General features: G+C 52.2%; 12 protein-coding genes, 1 tRNA gene and 1 pseudogene. 9 read left to right on the top strand and 5 right to left on the bottom strand.

The window, feature by feature from the left end; translation table 11 throughout:
- Nucleotides 1-281: 281 nt before the first annotated feature.
- Together N438_RS14210 and N438_RS14205 are read right to left on the bottom strand one after the other, a co-directional pair.
- Nucleotides 282-947, bottom strand: coding sequence for an HAD family hydrolase (locus tag N438_RS14210; protein WP_012542740.1), 666 nt, complete (start codon nucleotides 945-947; stop codon nucleotides 282-284).
- Nucleotides 948-1,042: 95 nt separating this feature from the next.
- Nucleotides 1,043-1,912, bottom strand: a complete 870-nt coding sequence (locus N438_RS14205; RefSeq protein ID WP_055323272.1) for a DMT family transporter — start codon at nucleotides 1,910-1,912, stop codon at nucleotides 1,043-1,045.
- 411 nt (nucleotides 1,913-2,323) lie between these two features.
- On the opposite strand from N438_RS14205, the gene N438_RS14195 reads away from it, so the two are divergent.
- A complete protein-coding gene (locus N438_RS14195; RefSeq protein ID WP_004191825.1) occupies nucleotides 2,324-2,890 on the top strand; it encodes an NlpC/P60 family protein in 567 nt (188 codons plus the stop codon).
- A 44-nt stretch (nucleotides 2,891-2,934) separates the two neighbouring features.
- Here the strand turns inward: N438_RS14195 and phoE are convergent, their stop codons facing one another.
- Nucleotides 2,935-3,987 carry a phosphoporin PhoE gene (phoE, locus tag N438_RS14190; protein ID WP_008805307.1) on the bottom strand — a complete coding sequence of 351 codons (1,053 nt, stop codon included), beginning with the start codon at nucleotides 3,985-3,987 and terminating at the stop codon, nucleotides 2,935-2,937.
- A gap of 289 nt (nucleotides 3,988-4,276) precedes the next feature.
- On the opposite strand from phoE, the gene proB reads away from it, so the two are divergent.
- From proB to N438_RS14160, 6 genes and pseudogenes are all read left to right on the top strand, one after another.
- Nucleotides 4,277-5,380, top strand: a complete 1,104-nt coding sequence (gene proB, locus N438_RS14185; RefSeq protein WP_008805306.1) for a glutamate 5-kinase — start codon at nucleotides 4,277-4,279, stop codon at nucleotides 5,378-5,380.
- A gap of 10 nt (nucleotides 5,381-5,390) precedes the next feature.
- Nucleotides 5,391-6,644, top strand: a complete 1,254-nt coding sequence (gene proA, locus N438_RS14180; protein WP_004147253.1) for a glutamate-5-semialdehyde dehydrogenase — start codon at nucleotides 5,391-5,393, stop codon at nucleotides 6,642-6,644.
- A gap of 113 nt (nucleotides 6,645-6,757) precedes the next feature.
- Nucleotides 6,758-6,833 (top strand) — tRNA-Thr (locus tag N438_RS14175).
- A gap of 163 nt (nucleotides 6,834-6,996) precedes the next feature.
- Nucleotides 6,997-8,174, top strand: a pseudogene (locus tag N438_RS14170) (integrase arm-type DNA-binding domain-containing protein).
- A 215-nt stretch (nucleotides 8,175-8,389) separates the two neighbouring features.
- Nucleotides 8,390-9,538 (top strand): SIR2 family protein, encoded by a 1,149-nt coding sequence (locus N438_RS14165; RefSeq protein WP_046882021.1) that lies wholly within the window; start codon nucleotides 8,390-8,392, stop codon nucleotides 9,536-9,538.
- Entirely contained in the window at nucleotides 9,535-11,310 is a 1,776-nt protein-coding gene (locus tag N438_RS14160) for an ATP-binding protein (protein ID WP_046882020.1), read from the top strand. The genes N438_RS14165 and N438_RS14160 overlap by 4 nt, the downstream gene beginning before the upstream one ends.
- A 370-nt stretch (nucleotides 11,311-11,680) precedes the next feature.
- Here N438_RS14160 and N438_RS27495 read toward each other — a convergent pair whose 3' ends face one another.
- Both N438_RS27495 and N438_RS14155 read right to left on the bottom strand, forming a co-directional pair.
- Nucleotides 11,681-12,418 (bottom strand): hypothetical protein, encoded by a 738-nt coding sequence (locus N438_RS27495; RefSeq protein WP_072057627.1) that lies wholly within the window; start codon nucleotides 12,416-12,418, stop codon nucleotides 11,681-11,683.
- A 379-nt stretch (nucleotides 12,419-12,797) separates the two neighbouring features.
- On the bottom strand, nucleotides 12,798-15,563 hold the full coding sequence (locus tag N438_RS14155) for a LuxR C-terminal-related transcriptional regulator (RefSeq protein WP_116696345.1): 2,766 nt from the start codon (nucleotides 15,561-15,563) through the stop codon (nucleotides 12,798-12,800).
- Nucleotides 15,564-15,815: 252 nt separating this feature from the next.
- Between N438_RS14155 and N438_RS14150 the strand changes: the two genes are divergently transcribed.
- Nucleotides 15,816-16,775, top strand: a complete 960-nt coding sequence (locus tag N438_RS14150) for a thiamine pyrophosphate-dependent dehydrogenase E1 component subunit alpha (protein WP_002889884.1) — start codon at nucleotides 15,816-15,818, stop codon at nucleotides 16,773-16,775.
- Nucleotides 16,776-16,786: 11 nt separating this feature from the next.
- Nucleotides 16,787-17,806, top strand: a complete 1,020-nt coding sequence (locus N438_RS14145; protein WP_002889881.1) for an alpha-ketoacid dehydrogenase subunit beta — start codon at nucleotides 16,787-16,789, stop codon at nucleotides 17,804-17,806.
- Nucleotides 17,807-17,808 lie beyond the last annotated feature (2 nt).

Genomic DNA, 17,808 nt, shown 5'->3' with positions numbered 1-17,808 from the left:
CGAAGGCACCACGCAGTGGCGATTTTGCTGGCCGGAGCCCGGGGGTACAGGGGGCGGCGGCGACTGGCCGCCCCCTGTGCGCTCCCTGCGCCATGAGTGACATAGCGCAGAAAAAATATTGGGAGCGCTATCTGTCCGGAAATAACATAGAAGTTGTAGCCCTGCCAGGCGCAGTATGCACAGGGAAATTTACGCTTGTACCGTTATTCCGCCGGGTGGCGGCTGCGCCTTACCCGGCCAGGGGTTCGTGCGCCCTGCCGTTAATTTATTCACCGTTGTTGCTATTCCAGCCGCCAGCTCAGCACCGGCCAGCCATATCCGGCACCCGCCGCCTGCAGCTGCGGACAGGGATTGACCAGCCGCACGCGATCCGCATGCAGGCACAGCGGCAGATCGTTAATGGAATCGGTATAGAAAGTCACCTCGCCGTCATACTGCGGATGCGCCTCGCGCCACTGCGCCAGACGCGCCACCTTCCCCTGCTGATAGCTAGGGATCCCGGCAATGACCCCGCTGTAGCCGCCGTCGACCATCTCCACGTCAATGCCCAGCGCCTGATCAATCTCCAGCGCGGCGGCCACCGCCTGCACCAGCAGGCTAACCGAGGCGGAGATAATCAGCATCTGCTCTCCCTCGGCCCGCAGACGACGAATGAGCTCCCACGCCTGCGGATAGACCCGGGGCAGGATCGCCTCGCGCACGCAGCGGGCCACCAGCGCGTCAACGTCCGATTTCGGTATTCCGGCCAACGGCGCCTGAATCAGGGCCACATAATCGGCGATATTCATCTCTCCCCGGTCATAATCCGCCATTAACCGCGCCTCGCGGGCAAGATACCCCTTCTGCGTCGCCAGCCCTTCGCGAACCATAAACTGGCTCCAGACCGTACTGCTATCGCCCTGTATCAGGGTGTTATCGAGATCAAAAATCGTCAGCGTGTTGCCCATGGTACTTTCCCTTACTGGTCAAAATAAGCTGCCGGGAGCATGCGTAAAAAAGATGACAGGAAAATGAACCGGACGCCGCAGCGCCCGGCTCGCCATCAGCCGGCGCGGATCTTCGCGGTGCGGAACACCAGCACGATCCCACCGATGATCGCCACCATACCGACCATCGCCGCCGCCGGCAGCCGGTTGCCCAGCAGCAGATAATCCAGTAGCGCCGTGATCACTGGCACCAGATAAAAGAGGCTGGTGACATTGACAATATTTCCCGCGCTCAGCAGACGATACAGCAGCAGCTGGGCGACCACCGAAATCAGCAGCCCGAGAAACAGCACCGGAATAATCAACCCGGCGTTAACAGTAAACTGGAAGCCGCTGACCGGGGCAATCAGCAGGCACAGCCCCAGACTGACGGCGTACTGCAGCGGCAGGACATCCGCCGGCGCCTGACGGCTGCGCTTTTGCCACAGCGCGCCAAAGGTCATCAGCAGCAGAGCCGCCAGCGCAAACAGGATCCCCACCATCGCCATCGGCGAGGCCGCCAGGCTGCGCCACACCAGCAGCACCAGCCCCGCCAGGGCAATCAGCAGTCCTGACAGCCGCCGCCCCTGCAGGCGACGCTCCACCACGCAAAGCGTAAGGATGGGCTGGATCCCCATGATGGTGGCGATAAGTCCCGGCGTCACACCGTTAGCCATCGCCTCGAAGTAACAGACCGAATAGCCGCCAATCAGCATCAGGCCGGTGGCCGCTGTCTGCAGGCGGGTGCCCGGCGCGGGCAGCCAGCGCCGACGGACGATGGTCAGCGGCGCCAGCGCGACCAGGGCAATCAGAAAACGAAAGACCAGCAGCGCCATCGGCGAAGCGTTGTCCAGTCCCCAGCGGGTGAAGATGGCCGCGCTGCCCCACAGCAGCACAAAAATGGCCGTTGTCGCCTGCGAGGCGAGCAGAGAATAGCGAACGTGCATAGCATGCTCCAGAACGTCAAACACAAGGTATCAAGCGTCATACCGGCAGGTAAGCGCCTGCTAAAGACGGCGTTAAGCGTCGAAAACAACCCGGTCTGGAGGGGGAGGCGGTGGGCAGAGCGTGGTGAAGCAATGATGAGGCGCAGACGTCATCCACCCCGCGTCGAAAGCGGCGCCGGGCAAAGTCTCACCAGAGATGGCGTAATGCGTCATGGAATGCCTCGTGAAATGTTTAATCAGAATCCTGGCACAGGCCGTTCGGAAGTGACAACTGCCTTTTATGGGTGATCTCTCGACTGGTTGTTTATTTTTAATCGTAAATAAACGTAAAGGCGGCCTCGGCTTATTCAGCCGTTCTTTTTAATCGGCTATAAAACAAAGCAGTCTGCTTGCTACTTCGAAAATAACGATATGAAGCCAAAACTGACGCATGCTCTCTTTTTAATTCCTTTTTTGTTGTTGGCAGGATGCTCCTCCTCACCGAAACAGGCAAAGAACACAAAATCTCATGCGGATATGACCATTGATAGCGGATCGGACGATCTGATCCCGGTGGTGGCGGCCCTGCATGATCAGATGCACACCTGGCAGGGAACCCCCTATGAATGGGGCGGTACTGAACAAAGCGGCGTCGACTGCTCGGGTTTCGTCTGGCGCACGTTGAAGGATCGCTTTAACCTGCCGATGGAGCGGATCACCACCCGCGAGCTGCTGCACATGGGCGTGCGGGTCAATAAGCGCGATTTACGTCCCGGCGATCTGGTTTTCTTCCGCACCCGGGCCGGGATGCACGTTGGCTTTTACGATACCGATCATAATTTCCTTCACGCCTCGAGCAGCCAGGGCGTGATGCGCTCTTCGCTGGACAACCCTTACTGGGAATCGGCGTTCTATCAGGCGCGTCGTCTGCCGAAGGAGTATAACGCGCAGATCACCATGAACAGCGACACCCTGCATCTGGCGAAGAATCGCCGCTAAAAAAAAGCCGCAGCCAGGGCTGCGGCGGGTGGTTCTGCGGTCAATCAGAACTGGTAGGTCATACCCAGCGCGACGATGTCGTCATCGTTGATGCCGAGTTTGTTATCGCTTTTCAGCTGGTTGATTTTGTAATCCACGAAGGCGTTCATGTTTTTGTTGAAGTAGTAGGTCAGGCCCACGTCAATGTAGTTAACCAGATCTTCACTCCCCACCCCTTCAATATCCTTCCCTTTCGACAGCACATAGCCGAGGGACGGACGCAGACCGAAGTCGAACTGATACTGCGCCACCGCTTCAAAGTTCTGCGCTTTGTTGGCAAAACCGCCGCTGATCGGGGTCATCTTGCGGGTTTCAGAGTACATGGTCGCCAGGTAGATATTGTTGGCGTCATATTTCAGGCCGGTCGCCCAGGCTTCCGCTTTCGAACCCTGGCCGCGGGCCAGCAGATTCTGATCGTTGGTACGGTCGGAGCTGGTGTAGGCCGCGCTGACGGCGAAGTCGCTGCCGCCGAAATCATAGCTTAATGAGGTGCCAACGCCGTCGCCGTTCTGTTTCTTCGCTTCACGGCCTTCGTTTTTACCCTGGTACTGCAGGGTCATATCCAGACCATCCACCAGACCGAAGAAATCGGTATTGCGGTAGGTCGCCAGGCCGCTGGCGCGTTTGGTCATAAAGTTATCGGTCTGGGCAGAGGAATCGCCGCCGAATTCCGGGAACATATCGGTCCAGGCTTCCACGTCGTACAGGGCGCCAAGGTTACGACCGTAATCGAAGGAGCCGTAGTTCTTCAGCTTCACCCCGGCGAATGCCAGACGGGTTTTCTGGCTCGAGTCGCTCTCGGTTTTGTTGCCCGAGAATTCAGATTCCCAACGGCCATAGCCGGTCAGGTCGTCGTTAATCTGCGTTTCGCCTTTAATACCGAAACGCACGTAAGTCTGATCGCCATCTTTGCTGTCATAATCGCTGAAGTAGTGCATGGCTTTGATCTTGCCGTACACATCCAGTTTGTTCGCGTTCTTGTTATAAACTTCCGCTGCCTGCGTCGCTGTTGAAGCCACAAAGCCCATCATCATTAATGCCAGAGTACTCTTTTTCATTATTCAGTCCTGGTGATTTATTTATACGCGCTATTCAATTGCGGGCGCTCGCCCATCAAAAACAGGAGGTTTTTTAACGCCGGGAGATTAAATATTTATGACAAGGTGGAACTTTTTATAAAAAAGAGTATTTAAATGTATCTGACATATTTTTGTCACATCCCCTCTCCAGAATGCCCGATCCCGCGCAATAAAATGGCGCGCCCGCCGCCCCGGGTGTTGGCAAGCGGGCCGACTCCTGCTACAACATCAGCTCGATATCGATATTCCTTTTGAACGGCAGAGAATCATGAGTGAAAGCCAGACGCTGGTGGTAAAACTGGGCACCAGTGTTTTAACAGGCGGGTCCCGCCGCCTGAACCGCGCCCATATCGTTGAGCTCGTGCGCCAGTGCGCACAGCTGCACGCCATGGGACACCGTATTGTCATCGTGACCTCCGGGGCCATTGCCGCCGGGCGCGAGCACCTTGGTTACCCGGAACTGCCCGCCACCATCGCCTCCAAGCAGCTGCTGGCGGCGGTGGGACAAAGCCGTCTGATCCAGCTGTGGGAACAGCTGTTTTCTATCTATGGCATTCACGTTGGCCAGATGCTGCTGACCCGCGCCGACATGGAAGACAGAGAACGGTTCCTCAACGCCCGCGACACTCTGCGCGCACTGCTGGATAACAGCATCGTCCCGGTCATTAACGAAAACGACGCCGTCGCCACCGCGGAAATCAAAGTGGGCGATAACGACAATCTCTCCGCACTGGCCGCGATCCTCGCCGGGGCGGATAAGCTGCTGCTGTTAACCGACCAGCCAGGCCTGTTCACCGCCGACCCGCGTAGCAACCCGCAGGCGGAGCTGATTAAAGACGTCTACGGCATCGACGACGCGCTGCGCGCCATCGCCGGCGACAGCGTCTCCGGACTCGGCACCGGCGGCATGGGCACCAAGCTGCAGGCCGCGGATGTCGCCTGCCGCGCGGGGATTGATACCATTATCGCCGCCGGCAACCGCCCGGACGTCATCGGCCATGCGATGGAAGGCCTGCCGGTGGGCACCTGCTTCCACGCGCAGGAGTCTCCGCTGGAGAACCGTAAGCGCTGGATCTTCGGCGCCCCGCCAGCCGGTGAACTGACCGTCGATGCGGGCGCGACTCAGGCGATCCTCGAAAGAGGCAGCTCGCTGTTGCCAAAAGGCATCAAAATCGTCAGCGGCAACTTCTCCCGCGGCGAAGTGATCCGCATCCGCAATAGCGAAGGACGCGATATCGCTCACGGCGTCAGCCGCTACAACAGCGACGCGCTGCGCCTTATCGCCGGCCAGCACTCGCAGCAAATCGATGCCATTCTGGGCTACGAATACGGCCCGGTGGCCGTCCACCGCGATGATATGATCATCCGTTAAGGAGCTGAAAATGCTGGAACAAATGGGCATTGCCGCCAAAGCGGCCTCCTGGCAGCTGGCGTTACTCTCCAGCCGGGAAAAGAACCAGGTACTGGAAAAGATCGCCGATTATCTGGAAGCGCAGACCGACGATATTCTGCGCGCCAACGCGGAAGATTTAGCCGAAGCTCGCGCCAATGGCCTGAGTGAAGCGATGCTTGATCGCCTCGCGCTGACCCCGGCGCGCCTGAGCGGCATCGCCAGCGATGTGCGCCAGGTGTGCAATCTGGCCGATCCGGTCGGCCAGGTGATCGACGGCGGGCTACTGGACAGCGGTCTGCGTATTGAACGTCGCCGCGTCCCGCTGGGGGTGATTGGCGTGATTTATGAAGCGCGACCCAACGTGACGGTCGACGTCGCCTCCCTGTGTCTGAAAACCGGCAACGCAGCGATCCTGCGCGGCGGGAAAGAGACCTGGCGCACCAACGCCGCCACGGTGAAGGTGATCCAGCAGGCGCTGCAGGAGTGCGGTCTGCCGGCCGCCGCGGTACAGGCCATTGAGAGCCCGGATCGCGCGCTGGTGGGCGAAATGCTGAAGATGGATAAATACATCGATATGCTGATCCCCCGCGGCGGCGCTGGCCTGCACAAGCTGTGCCGCGAGCAGTCAACGATCCCGGTGATCACCGGCGGGATTGGCGTGTGCCATATTTTCGTTGATGAAACCGCCGAGATCGCCCCTGCGCTGAAGATCATCGTCAATGCCAAGACCCAGCGGCCGAGCACCTGCAATACCGTGGAAACGCTGCTGGTGCACCGCAACATCGCCGACACCTTCCTGCCGGCGTTGAGCAAGCAGATGGCCGAGAGCGGCGTCACCCTGCACGCCGCCCCTTCCGCCCTGCCCGCGCTGCAGAACGGCCCGGCGAAGGTCGAGCCGGTGAAAGCGGAGCAGTATGACGATGAGTATCTGTCGCTGGATCTGAACGTCAAAGTGGTGGCTGATATGGATGAGGCTATCGCCCATATTCGGGAACATGGCACCCAGCACTCCGACGCCATCCTGACCCGCACCCTGCGTAACGCCAACCGCTTTATCAATGAAGTGGACTCTTCCGCCGTCTACGTGAACGCCTCCACGCGCTTCACCGACGGCGGCCAGTTCGGCCTTGGCGCGGAGGTGGCGGTCAGCACCCAGAAGCTGCACGCCCGCGGCCCGATGGGGCTGGAAGCGTTAACCACCTATAAGTGGATTGGTTTCGGCGACGATACCATTCGTGCGTAAATGAGAAAGGGCGATGCAAAAATAGGCAGTTGATTCCACTGGCTATTGACGCATCGCCCGCTAAGTTCTAACCTTTTGCCTCGTGATTCACGCTCGTGAACACCTCTTGCAGGGCCGATATAGCTCAGTTGGTAGAGCAGCGCATTCGTAATGCGAAGGTCGTAGGTTCGACTCCTATTATCGGCACCATTTCAAACGCTACCCAAGTAAACCGAAATCAATTAAACCCAAGAATACTGCGCTTTGTAGCCCGGTTCTTATATTCCGTTATCAACTTGATTCAACCGAAATCAAGCACCTATTGGGGGCATAAGCGGGGGCATTCTGTGTTCGGTCCTGGGAGATGCCCCCAATGAAACTTAATGCGAGACAGGTAGACACGGCTAAACCCAGAGAGAAAGCCTATCAGCTGGCAGATGGTGCTGGTTTGTATCTTGAAGTTGTTCCCTCTGGTTCCCGATACTGGCGGATGAAATATCGCTTCAATGGAAAAGAGAAGCGTATGGCCTTTGAGGTCTATCCGGCAGTTTCCCTTGCACAAGCGAGGGCACTGCGCAATAAAGCTAAGAAAAAGCTGGCCGAGGGTATCGATCCATCGTTTGCCAAGAAATAAGAAAAGCTGGTTCGGGATGTGCAGCTCAATAATACGTTTCATGCAGTGGCACTTGAATGGCACGGAACAAAGGTGAGCCGATGGTCAGAAGGTTATGCCTCCGATATCATCGAAGCATTCAATAAAGATATTTTCCCCTATATCGGCCAGCAGCCGGTAAATGTAATCAAACCGCTGGTTCTGCTTAATGTGCTGCGTCGAATGGTAAGCCGTGGCGCGACAGAAAAGGCCAAGAAGGTTCGCCAGCGTTGCAGCGAAGTCTTTCGTTACGCCATTGTTACCGGTCGTGCGGAATACAATTCTGCAGCGGATCTAACCAGCGCGATGTCAGGGCATGAATCGAAGCATTATCCCTTCCTGACTGTTGAGGAGTTACCAGACTTCTTTAAAGCTCTCGCAGGCTACACAGGGAGCCCGTTAGTTGTTCTTGCAGCACGTCTGCTGATCCTTACGGGAGTTCGTACCGGCGAGCTTCGAGGTGCTTTCTGGAGTGAGTTTGATCTTGAGAAAGCGGTGTGGGAAATTCCTGCCGACCGATGAAGATGAAACGGCCTCACCTTGTCCCCCTCTCTACCCAAGCACTAGAGATCGTACAGCAGCTCAAGGTGATATCTGGGCAATATCCTCTGGTGTTTCCTGGGAGGAATGATCCCCGCAAAACGATGAGCGAAGCGAGTATAAATCAGGTGTTCAAGCGGATTGGATACACGGGGAAGGTAACGGGGCATGGTTTTCGCCACACGATGAGTATGATTTTGCATGAGGAAGGATTCAATAGAGCATGGATTGAAACCCAGCTTGCGCATGTCGAGAAGTATGCGATTCGCGGGACGTACAACCATGCGTTGTATCTTGAAGGGAGGAGGGAGATGATGCAGTGGTATGCGGATTATACTAGTACTTTACGAAGGAATTGATTATTACGAGCTTAATGTTTTGAAAGACAGCCTCGAAAAAGATTATTGTCAGTCTGGATGTTTAGGCCGGTATGAGGCCAATATATGCCATCGGCTACAATAGTCGAAAAATCAGAGTAGTAGTGAACATTGCTACAAAATTTGTGCAGAAGCCGAAGCTTGGCCTGCCTACACTTCGATGCTATTTTCAACAAAACTAAATAAGGGAGGTAAGTATGTTTGAGGCTATCCAGCCACTGGATATATACAATAAGAACATCAACATACTGATTGGCTCAGGCGCTTCAGCAGACTTGTTCCCGACGCTGTCCCTAGCCATCAAGAATGCAGAGGGACGGCGAGAAACGATCGAGACGCTCGCCACACAGTTTGAAAACTCGCCAGAGAAGCAAACCGCGTTATTCATGCACTACTACAACACATGTATTTTTCCAGTGCAGACATTCAATCCAAGTTTAGTTACAACGAATAAAGGAAAAGAAAATCTCAAGAATTATGAGATTTTTTTAACAACCCTTTTGGGGTTGTTGGATAGAAGGAAAGACCTCAACCGCAAAATCAATATTTTTACCACAAACTATGATGGATGCCTGTCCCATACAGCTGACAGCCTTCTCATGAAGGGATCACATGATTTTGTGGTGAATGATGGTACCTCCGGTTTTCACACAAAGCATCTTCATTCCAAAAACTTCAGTACTTTTCAATGTCAAACTGGAGTATTTGAACGAAGCAACTATGGCATCCCGCAGCTAAACATTATCCATCTTCACGGTTCGGTTTACTGGTCAAAAAGCGGTGATAAGATTGAAGTCAATTACCGCAATGATTTTAGTAACCTTTTGACAGAAGAGACACTCGGGAATTTAAATGGATATTCAGAATTTCTTGGTGTCGATGGTAACAGAACCGAAGGCATTCCATCCTTGGCATTCAGTCAAGACCAGATAGATATTTTCTGGGGGGAGTACAATAAGCTGCCTATTGTCAACCCCACTAAGTGGAAGTTTTACGAAACTGTCTTCGAAGAACACTACTACCAGATGCTCAGGCTATTAAGCTATGAGCTTGAAAAACCAAATTCTATACTCATAACATTTGGCTTTTCGTTTGCTGATGAACACATTCTCAGACTGATCCAACGCTCCCTCTCCAACCCACAACTTCATACTTTTATTTGTTGTTATAGCAACAATAGTGCAAATAGCATGCGGGAAGAATTTAAATCTTGGAAAAACGTCCAAGTAATTGGGCCCGCTGAAGATATGAATATGGACTTCACCAATTTCAATAAATATGTTTTATCACTCACGCCAGACACTTATGAACCTCCATTAAAAGCTGAAGAGGAGGATCTGATATGAGTATCATCGTAGGTGAGGTCATTGCAGTGAGTGGAGTGCGTATCTCCCTTCGAATTTTTGAAGACTCCAATCATGAGACTATTTTCTACGGAGGAGTTAAGTACAGAGGTATTTCACTTCGGGAGCACGTATCTATTCAGCGAGGCTTTATAGATATTGTCTGTCTTGTTGAAGGTGAATTTTTGGATGAGAAAAGGCTAGAGACTGATGCCGAGAAGGTCCAATATGTACGAAAAGTTGATGTTCGCCCCATTGGTTATATAGTAGATGATAAGTTTTTTGAAGGTGTGAAGTACATGCCGATGATCCGAGACAAGGCATCTCTACTCAGCGAACTTATGGTAGGGAAAATTTATGGGGCGGACGGTAAAACAGGCTTTTCTATTGGCTCTATGCTCAAGGAGAATGTACCCATCAACCTCCCATGGATGCGATTATTCAACAGCCATTTGGGCATATTTGGTAACACCGGGAGTGGTAAATCTAATACGCTAGCTAAACTTTATACTACACTTTTTAATGAGCGACTCCAAGCATTACAGCACAAGAGCCACTTCGTTATCATAGATTTTAATGGTGAATACACGGAAGATCAGCTACTACCAGCTAAGAATAAGCAAATCACAGTGCTGGACTCTAAAAAAGCAAAGCACAAATTCAAGATTGAAGGCGCTCATTTTTGGGATGTCGAAACCCTAAGCCTCTTGTTTCAGGCAACTACGAACACACAACAGCCATTTCTGCGTCGCGTTCTATCTGGTAAAGAAAAATTTAAGACCACGCCACTCAAAAGGTATGTAGAAAAGGTTTTTGAAAAAGTTTTTAGTACAGGTGAAGCGAAATCAGATGCTTTGGATTTGAGCCGTGAAATTGCACGCATGATTGACTGCGAATTGCTTCAAGAACATTTAAAAGGAATTATTTATTACAATAAAGATAAGTATTTTAAGCATGCCAGCGGCACGTACTATAATTCAAATGGCAATGGATTTGACGCGAATATAAAACCCATTATTGATGAGGGTGTTAATTTAGATGGAATTGATCAATTCGACGAACTAATATTGCGGTGCTACCTCCAACTCTGTTCAGATGTTGTATTTGGCTATGCCCAATACGAACACATTCAACCGGTGCTAGCTAGGGCCAAATCATCTATATCGGCTCTGCGTAATGTTCTTGAAATCGTTGATGTGCCACAACCTCCGCATCTCTTACATGTCATCTCTTTAAAGAAATGCAAGAATGAGATAAAAAAGATCTTGCCACTGCTTGTAGCCAAAAATTTATACACAAATCATAAAGATGCAGAGAATCTTAAAAGCCCTCCAAGCCGGACTCTGCACCTTATCATTGATGAGGCACACAATATTTTGTCAGAGCAGTCCACCCGTGAGCATGAAATCTGGAAAGACTACCGGCTTGAACTCTTTGAAGAAATAATTAAGGAGGGACGCAAGTATGGCGTATACCTCACACTATCTAGTCAGCGGCCTGCAGACATTTCACCTACTATTGTTTCCCAGATTCACAATTTCTTCATACACCGATTGGTTAACGATCGCGACCTTATGCTATTAGATAATACAATTAGCACGTTAGATTCCAGTTCTAAGGCTCTCATACCGACTCTAGCCAAGGGCTGCTGCGTAGTCACTGGAACCGCTTTTGATCTTCCAATGATATTGAAAATTGACCCACTGCTGAAACAGCATCGACCCAGCAGCGACGATGTGAACCTTGAAGAACTTTGGGCGCTACCTCCAGCTTAATATTAACTCTAACAGAATGAGCCCTGTGAATGTCTTCAGGGCTTCCTGATATAGAAGGTTACTCTAGATTATCTCGCTGTCCATACAAGACGTAGAGAGAAGCTTTGCTTCTTTCATATGTGAAAATTCAAATATATTTTTTGAATTGCACTGTTATAGAGAGAAACTGCGAGATAATAGCAGGAGGGCTTATGCCAAAATTATCAGCATTACAACTCTTCAAAAAAACCTGTCCGATGAAACCCGCCTGGGTGTAAGATAATTATTGACTTGAAAGATTACCAAAATAAATATCATTTATTCTTCACATGACAATTAATAAAATTTACAGCACCCAATTTTATTTATTATGAAAATTCATAACCTGAGGCTATCTAACTGAACTACGGAAAAATCTAGGCGGATTCTGCATCCGTGATCTTTCAGACAAATATACAAATGTTCTTCCACAAGCAAATGTAATAATTGCACTTATAAAAACAAATAAAAACCCATTTCCGGATAATGAAACTGACAATTTGAAATAAGATATTATCCAGTTTGGAATTATATATAAAAGCATAGCAGATAACGCAAAACCAGCCATCATCCCCTTTTTAGCTTGCTCAATACGTTCATTCTTAGTTAATCCGGGAACAACCTCTGCATGGCATCCCAAGCAAACAAATTTCCCGAGTCCAACTACTGTCCCACAGAAAGGACAAATCCATCCCTCTTCTTGGTTTTCGCGATAGCGTGATTCGTCAATGGATGTTTTTTTAGGGAGACGTTTAACTTCACGTTCAGCATCAGATTCAGCCTGAATTTTCCATTCATATAAACGTTTCACTGGATAATTTAAATAATCAGTATCAATAAAATGAGCACAGGTTTGGCATAACCAAATACCATTCTCCGCTGACCTTCGTTGTTCAGTTGTTAATGATGGATCAAATCTTGCGCCACCTGGAGATGCGGCAGTAATATGGGCTGCGACACCTATCTTAGTTGATTTTTCTGGATGCGCATTTGGCCCAGAAGTTAATACCCTACAATCAGGATTTGAGCACCTGTTTCCAGCCCGGTCTTGTATTGCTCTTTTGGTCCTATCTATAAATACATCACTCATTTTTGACCCTCATTTTGATATCAACGACAAGTATGTCAACCAGCATAGTAACCCTATCATTCAGGTTAACTGATGGGCAATATTTTCTGTCATTGATAAATGGGGTAATTATAAAAATATTAAGGTTATTAACAAGTTAGTTCAAAAATTGCTAGTCTGGCCTAACGTCTGTGAGGTGTGTACAGTTAGGTTTAAGGACAGAGGTAAGACAACTCAATACGACAGCTGATTTAATGGGCTGGACTGACCCCATCCCGATAGACGATTCTGCCCTATAGTTTTAAAGATGTTCAGGGATTCCGTACATTAGCCGCCCCATTGTAAGATAAGCAACGCCGTCTTAATAATATTCTTCGTCCAGCCCTCCCTCTTCAAACCATTAATCCAGTAATTTCATCTCCAGCGCCCGGCTCATCGCTTGAGTGCGACTATTCACTTTGAGCTTCGCGTAGATATTTTTGATGTGCCATTTGACCGTTTCAGCAGAAATAACGAGGGTGCGAGCAATTTCTTTATTCATCTGACCTTCAGCGATCAGTTGTAATATCTGCAACTCTCGCTCGCTGAGTTCCCCATGAATATCGGGGCTTCCACTATTAAACGGTGTTCCATCTGCAGGCGCGCGCTTGCCGGCCCAGGGTTCATGGACTATCCCTTCCTCAGTACAAGCCGAAGAGGTTTCATTCATACCGGCAAGCAAAGGTTGCAAGGTATCGCCAGCTTCAAGAAAGAGGCCTTTGAGATGCTGTTGTTCAGCCAGCTGCACGACTGGCTGAAATGTCGTGCGCGCAGCGGCAGTTTTGCCACTGTTCCACAAGGCCAATGACCAGAGCGTACGCAGACGCGCTGCGGTTAACCTGTCCCCCCGGTTTTCCTGATCAGGGACCATATCAGCCAGGAGAATACAGGCTTGCGGCGCCTGGCCTCTGGCGAGAAGAAGGCGACAGTGGCTAAGGGATGCAGACAGAGCGATAGCGCGTTGACAGGGATGTTCGGCATCCATTCTGAAGCTGGCGGCCATTTGTTCAAGTTGTCGCTGCAGTTGCTCTGCGCCTGTGACATTGCCGCGCTGCAGCCGCACCCTCACCTGCTCGGCTAACATCATGGCCTGGAGCCGTTGCCAGCCGCGAGACACCGCAAGACGCTGCGCATGCTCCAGCAATCGCTCGGCCTCATACGGCATATCGCCATCCAGGGCCTGACGCGCGAGATAGGTATAGCAACGACGCAGCGCATCGGGTGGACTGAATCGGTCGATGAATTCGAGCCGGTCGGCTAACAGATGCTCGGGCGAGTCGCCACTCTGACATTCATAGGCTATCTCCGCCAGCAGCGGCGCCAGCGTCGCGCCACTGGTCGACTGGGTACCGGTATAACATTCAGCCTGACGCAACGTTTTCTCTGCGTACCACCCGGCTTTCCCCAGATCGCCCTGACAAAGATGGCACTGGGCAATGATAAAAGCGCGATAAACCGAGACAAACAGATTATCTAAAGGACTTTCCGGAGAGGGCATATGCTGTTGAACCTCCAGCGCATCGTGATAGCGCTGGTTAACAACATGGCAATAGCTGAGAATATTGCATATCAGACCATCAACCCAGGTGTCGCCGCAGGGCACTTCGGCCAGCAACGGCTGAACAATAGCCAGACTCTCCGGGATGTTTTCCGCAAAGGCTTCGCAAATTGCCCGCACAACCCGCAATTTACACCAGGTGCTGCGGGTTAAATCCTCACGATGATGAAGTACCATCTGATCGAGGTTATCAAGCAGCTGCCTCGACTCATCAAAGTGGAAATAATGCGCCAGTGCCCAGGCCAGATTAATTTGCAGGTCAATGCGCGAAGGATCGGTACTGGGCGGTAAATGATGCATCCATGAAATCAGGGTATCGATATCCCCTTCTTCCGCCAGTGACTGAGCGCTTGCGCCGTCCTGTACGGGGCTATGCACCGGCTTGCCTGCGCTGAGCGCATGGCGTACCGCCTCAGACCACAGCTTCTGTTCGACGAACCAATGACTGGCTAATTCATGTAGCTGTTTGCGATCAATATCGTTGTTCTGCTGCAGCATGGTCCGAAGATTTTCCTGCAACAGAGGATGGTAGCGGAACCAGTAGCCTTGTTCGTCAAGGGCTGACAAAAAAAGGTTGTGTCGCTCAATCCATGTCAGCATCGCTTTACTATCATCTCGTCCTGTCACTGCGTTGCATAATTCGGCATTTAACCGACTGAGGAAGGACGTTTTTACCAGGAAATCGAGAACCTCTTCCGGCAGCGGATCCAGTACCACCTCTTTCAGATAGCGGGCAATAGACCGTGTTCCTCCATGCATATTGCGCAACAGATGCTCGGGATCATGCTGTAATTCTGCGGACAATGAAGCGATCTTCATCCCTGCAATCCAGCCCTCTGTCACGGACTGTAGCCGCTGTGCATGGTGGTTGCTGAGGGGTAGCGCAACCGTGCGGCTAAAATAGTGTTTTGTTTCTTCGAGCGTGAATTGCAGGTCTCGATCATAGATTTCCACCAGTTGGTCCTGGGCCTGCAGCTGGCTCAGCGCAAGATTCGGGTGGAAACGGCTGCCAATGATCAGATGCAAGGCGGCAGGCGCATGCTTGATTAAATACCCCACGGCTTCATAGACCCCACGATCGTTAATCACGTGGAAGTCGTCGATGATCAGGTATACGTCATGCGGGCAATAGTGTAGCTGGTTAATGAGCCCGGCCAGCAGTTGCTCGGAGCTGGAGAGCTTCTGTTCTTCCATGTCACGCCAGAAATCGGCGTCCCAGTCAGCATAGAGTGGACGCAATGCTTGCAGCAGATAAGGAATAAACTGCCATACGTCATCATCATCCTCATCGAGGCTCAGCCAGGCGATACGTTCACCCTGGGCGACCATCTGCTGATGCCATTGCGCCAACAGCGTGGTTTTGCCAAATCCAGCGCCGGCGCAGACGACGCCCAACCGGCACTGCTGAACGGGACTGAGAAGCTGAAGAAGCCGGGGGCGCTCCAGCAATTGTATTGAGGAGCGAGGCGGGACGAATTTGGTCAGGATTAACGGCAAGCCTCGCGTCAGCCGCAATGGCCCGGAGACCAGTGAGGGTGATTGGCGACCTTCTAAATCCAATGGCTTCATCCGTGGTGTCTACTCGTTTTGTTTTTTTCAATTGTACGCCAGCCACCGGGATGACATGGGGCAGGCAAACTTTATGGCCACACAAAATTTAGAAAGTTTGACCTCAAGCATGAAAACCCCCACCTACCCCCCCATGAAGGTGGCTTCGCACTCTCTCTAACCGCTCGTAGATTCATTGCATGGGTGTGGCCAGGGTTATTCGCCCTGTCTGTTGGCCCCGCCTGGGTGACCTTTATTGAGGAGAATTAAACGATGCTCAGCAAACAGGCGTTATTGCAGGCTTACCGCAAGATGCGGGAGATCAGGACCTTTGAAGAGCGGTTGCATCAGGAAAATACCAGCGGTGATATTCCGGGCTTCATTCACCTTTATACCGGTGAGGAGGCCATCGCGGTGGGGGTCTGCGAAAATTTAACGAGCGCAGATTTCATTGGTTCAACACACCGTGGACATGGCCACTGTATTGCTAAAGGTTGTGACATTCACGGCATGATGGCCGAAATATTCGGTAAGGACAGCGGGTTATGTCGCGGTAAGGGTGGCTCGATGCACATTGCCGATCTGTCGAAAGGAATGCTGGGGGCGAACGCTATCGTTGGGGGAGCCCCTCCACTGGCCATCGGCGCCGCGCTAACGGCAAAAACGCTAAAAACCGGCAACGTCGGTGTCTCTTTTACGGGCGATGGTGGTTCTAATCAGGGCCTGGTCTTTGAAGCCATCAATATGGCCGTCGTGCTCCAGCTTCCAGCCGTCTTTATTTTCGAGAACAACGGTTACGGCGAAGGGACCGGCCATGACTACGCCGTGGGTGGGCGTGATATCGCCCGGCGCGCCGCTGGCTTCGGCCTGCCGGCAGTGACCGTCGATGGCACCGATTTCTTTGCCGTTTATGAGGCAACCTCAGAGGCGGTCAAGCGTGCGCGAGAAGGCGGTGGCCCAAGCGTCATTGAGGCCAAAGCCTTCCGCTGGCATGGTCATTTTGAAGGCGATCCCGCGCTATACCGCGCGGAAGGTGAAGTGCAACGCCTGCGTGAACAACATGATCCGCTGAAGATTTTCACCGCTAAGGTCAAGCAGCATATCACCCAGGAAGAACTGGCGGCGATTGACGAGGAAGTAGAAGCCCTGGTCAACGATGCCGTATTGAAGGCCCGCGCCGCTGCCTACCCGGCTCCGGAAGACCTGCTGACAGACGTGTACGTCTCATACTGAGGGTGATAACCATGACAATAAAAACCTATCGTGAAGCGGTCAAGGAAGCCCTGGCTCAGGAAATGGAGCGCGATGAACGCGTAGTGCTCATCGGTGAAGACTTGCGTGGCGGTCATGGCGGAAATGCGCCCGAAGAGGCAAAGATTGAAGCCTTTGGCGGTGTGCTGGGTGTCACTAAAGGGCTGTGGACGCAGTTCGGCTCCGATCGGGTGATCGACACGCCCATTACCGAGTCAGCCATCATCGGTATGGCGGCCGGCGCCGCAGCGACGGGGCTGCGGCCGGTCGCGGAACTGATGTTCATGGATTTTTTTGGTGTGAGCCACGATGCACTGTATAACCAGGCGGCTAAGTTCCGCTACATGTTTGGTGGCAAAGCCAGAGCTCCGCTGGTAATGCGAGGGATGATCGGCGCAGGGTTTTCCGCCGCGGCCCAGCATTCACAGTCACCCTATAATATCTTTGCCACCACGCCTGGACTGAAAGTGGTGGTGCCCTCGACGCCTTATGACGTCAAGGGTCTGTTAATCCAGTCCATTCGCGACGACGACCCGGTGGTATTCTGCGAGCATAAAATGCTGTACGACCTCAAGGGCGAGGTACCGGACGAGATCTATACCATCCCGCTAGGTGTAGCCAACTACACTCGCGAAGGAGAGGACGTCACCATCATTGCGTTGTCGGCAATGGTACATAAAGCAAACCAGGTGGCGGACAAACTGGCCAGAGAGGGGATCTCGGTCGAGGTGGTCGACCCGCGAACCATTTCGCCGCTGGATGAGGAAGGTATTCTGGAATCGGTGGCTTCCACGGGGCGGGTAGTGATTGTCGACGAATCCGCTGCACGCTTCGGTTTTGCTCATGATGTCGCGGCGCTGATTGCGTCCCAGGCATTCCATTTCCTCAAAGCGCCCGTACTGCTGGTAACGCCGCCACACACGCCGGTCCCGTTCTCCCCTGCTCTCGAAAAACTCTGGATCCCTGGCGTTGAACGTATCGAAGCCGCCGTCCGTCAAGTGCTGGAGGATTAACC

The sequence above is a fragment of the Klebsiella sp. GL120222-02 genome, assembly GCF_003097195.1.
Classification (GTDB): Bacteria; Pseudomonadota; Gammaproteobacteria; order Enterobacterales; family Enterobacteriaceae; genus Klebsiella; species Klebsiella variicola.
Note: the sequence above shows the minus strand (reverse complement) of the source record. Positions and strands in the feature narration are given on the sequence as shown.

Bases quoted from the DNA above. Each gene is read 5' to 3' on its own strand.
- phoE (WP_008805307.1), bottom strand. From the start codon at position 3,987: ATGAAAAAGAGTACTCTGGCATTAATGATGATGGGCTTTGTGGCTTCA.
- N438_RS14205 (WP_055323272.1), bottom strand. From the start codon at position 1,912: ATGCACGTTCGCTATTCTCTGCTCGCCTCGCAGGCGACAACGGCCATT.
- N438_RS14165 (WP_046882021.1), top strand. From the start codon at position 8,390: ATGTTTGAGGCTATCCAGCCACTGGATATATACAATAAGAACATCAAC.
- N438_RS14160 (WP_046882020.1), top strand. From the start codon at position 9,535: ATGAGTATCATCGTAGGTGAGGTCATTGCAGTGAGTGGAGTGCGTATC.
- proB (WP_008805306.1), top strand. From the start codon at position 4,277: ATGAGTGAAAGCCAGACGCTGGTGGTAAAACTGGGCACCAGTGTTTTA.
- N438_RS14150 (WP_002889884.1), top strand. From the start codon at position 15,816: ATGCTCAGCAAACAGGCGTTATTGCAGGCTTACCGCAAGATGCGGGAG.
- N438_RS14210 (WP_012542740.1), bottom strand. From the start codon at position 947: ATGGGCAACACGCTGACGATTTTTGATCTCGATAACACCCTGATACAG.
- N438_RS14145 (WP_002889881.1), top strand. From the start codon at position 16,787: ATGACAATAAAAACCTATCGTGAAGCGGTCAAGGAAGCCCTGGCTCAG.
- N438_RS14155 (WP_116696345.1), bottom strand. From the start codon at position 15,563: ATGAAGCCATTGGATTTAGAAGGTCGCCAATCACCCTCACTGGTCTCC.
- proA (WP_004147253.1), top strand. From the start codon at position 5,391: ATGCTGGAACAAATGGGCATTGCCGCCAAAGCGGCCTCCTGGCAGCTG.
- N438_RS27495 (WP_072057627.1), bottom strand. From the start codon at position 12,418: ATGAGTGATGTATTTATAGATAGGACCAAAAGAGCAATACAAGACCGG.
- N438_RS14195 (WP_004191825.1), top strand. From the start codon at position 2,324: ATGAAGCCAAAACTGACGCATGCTCTCTTTTTAATTCCTTTTTTGTTG.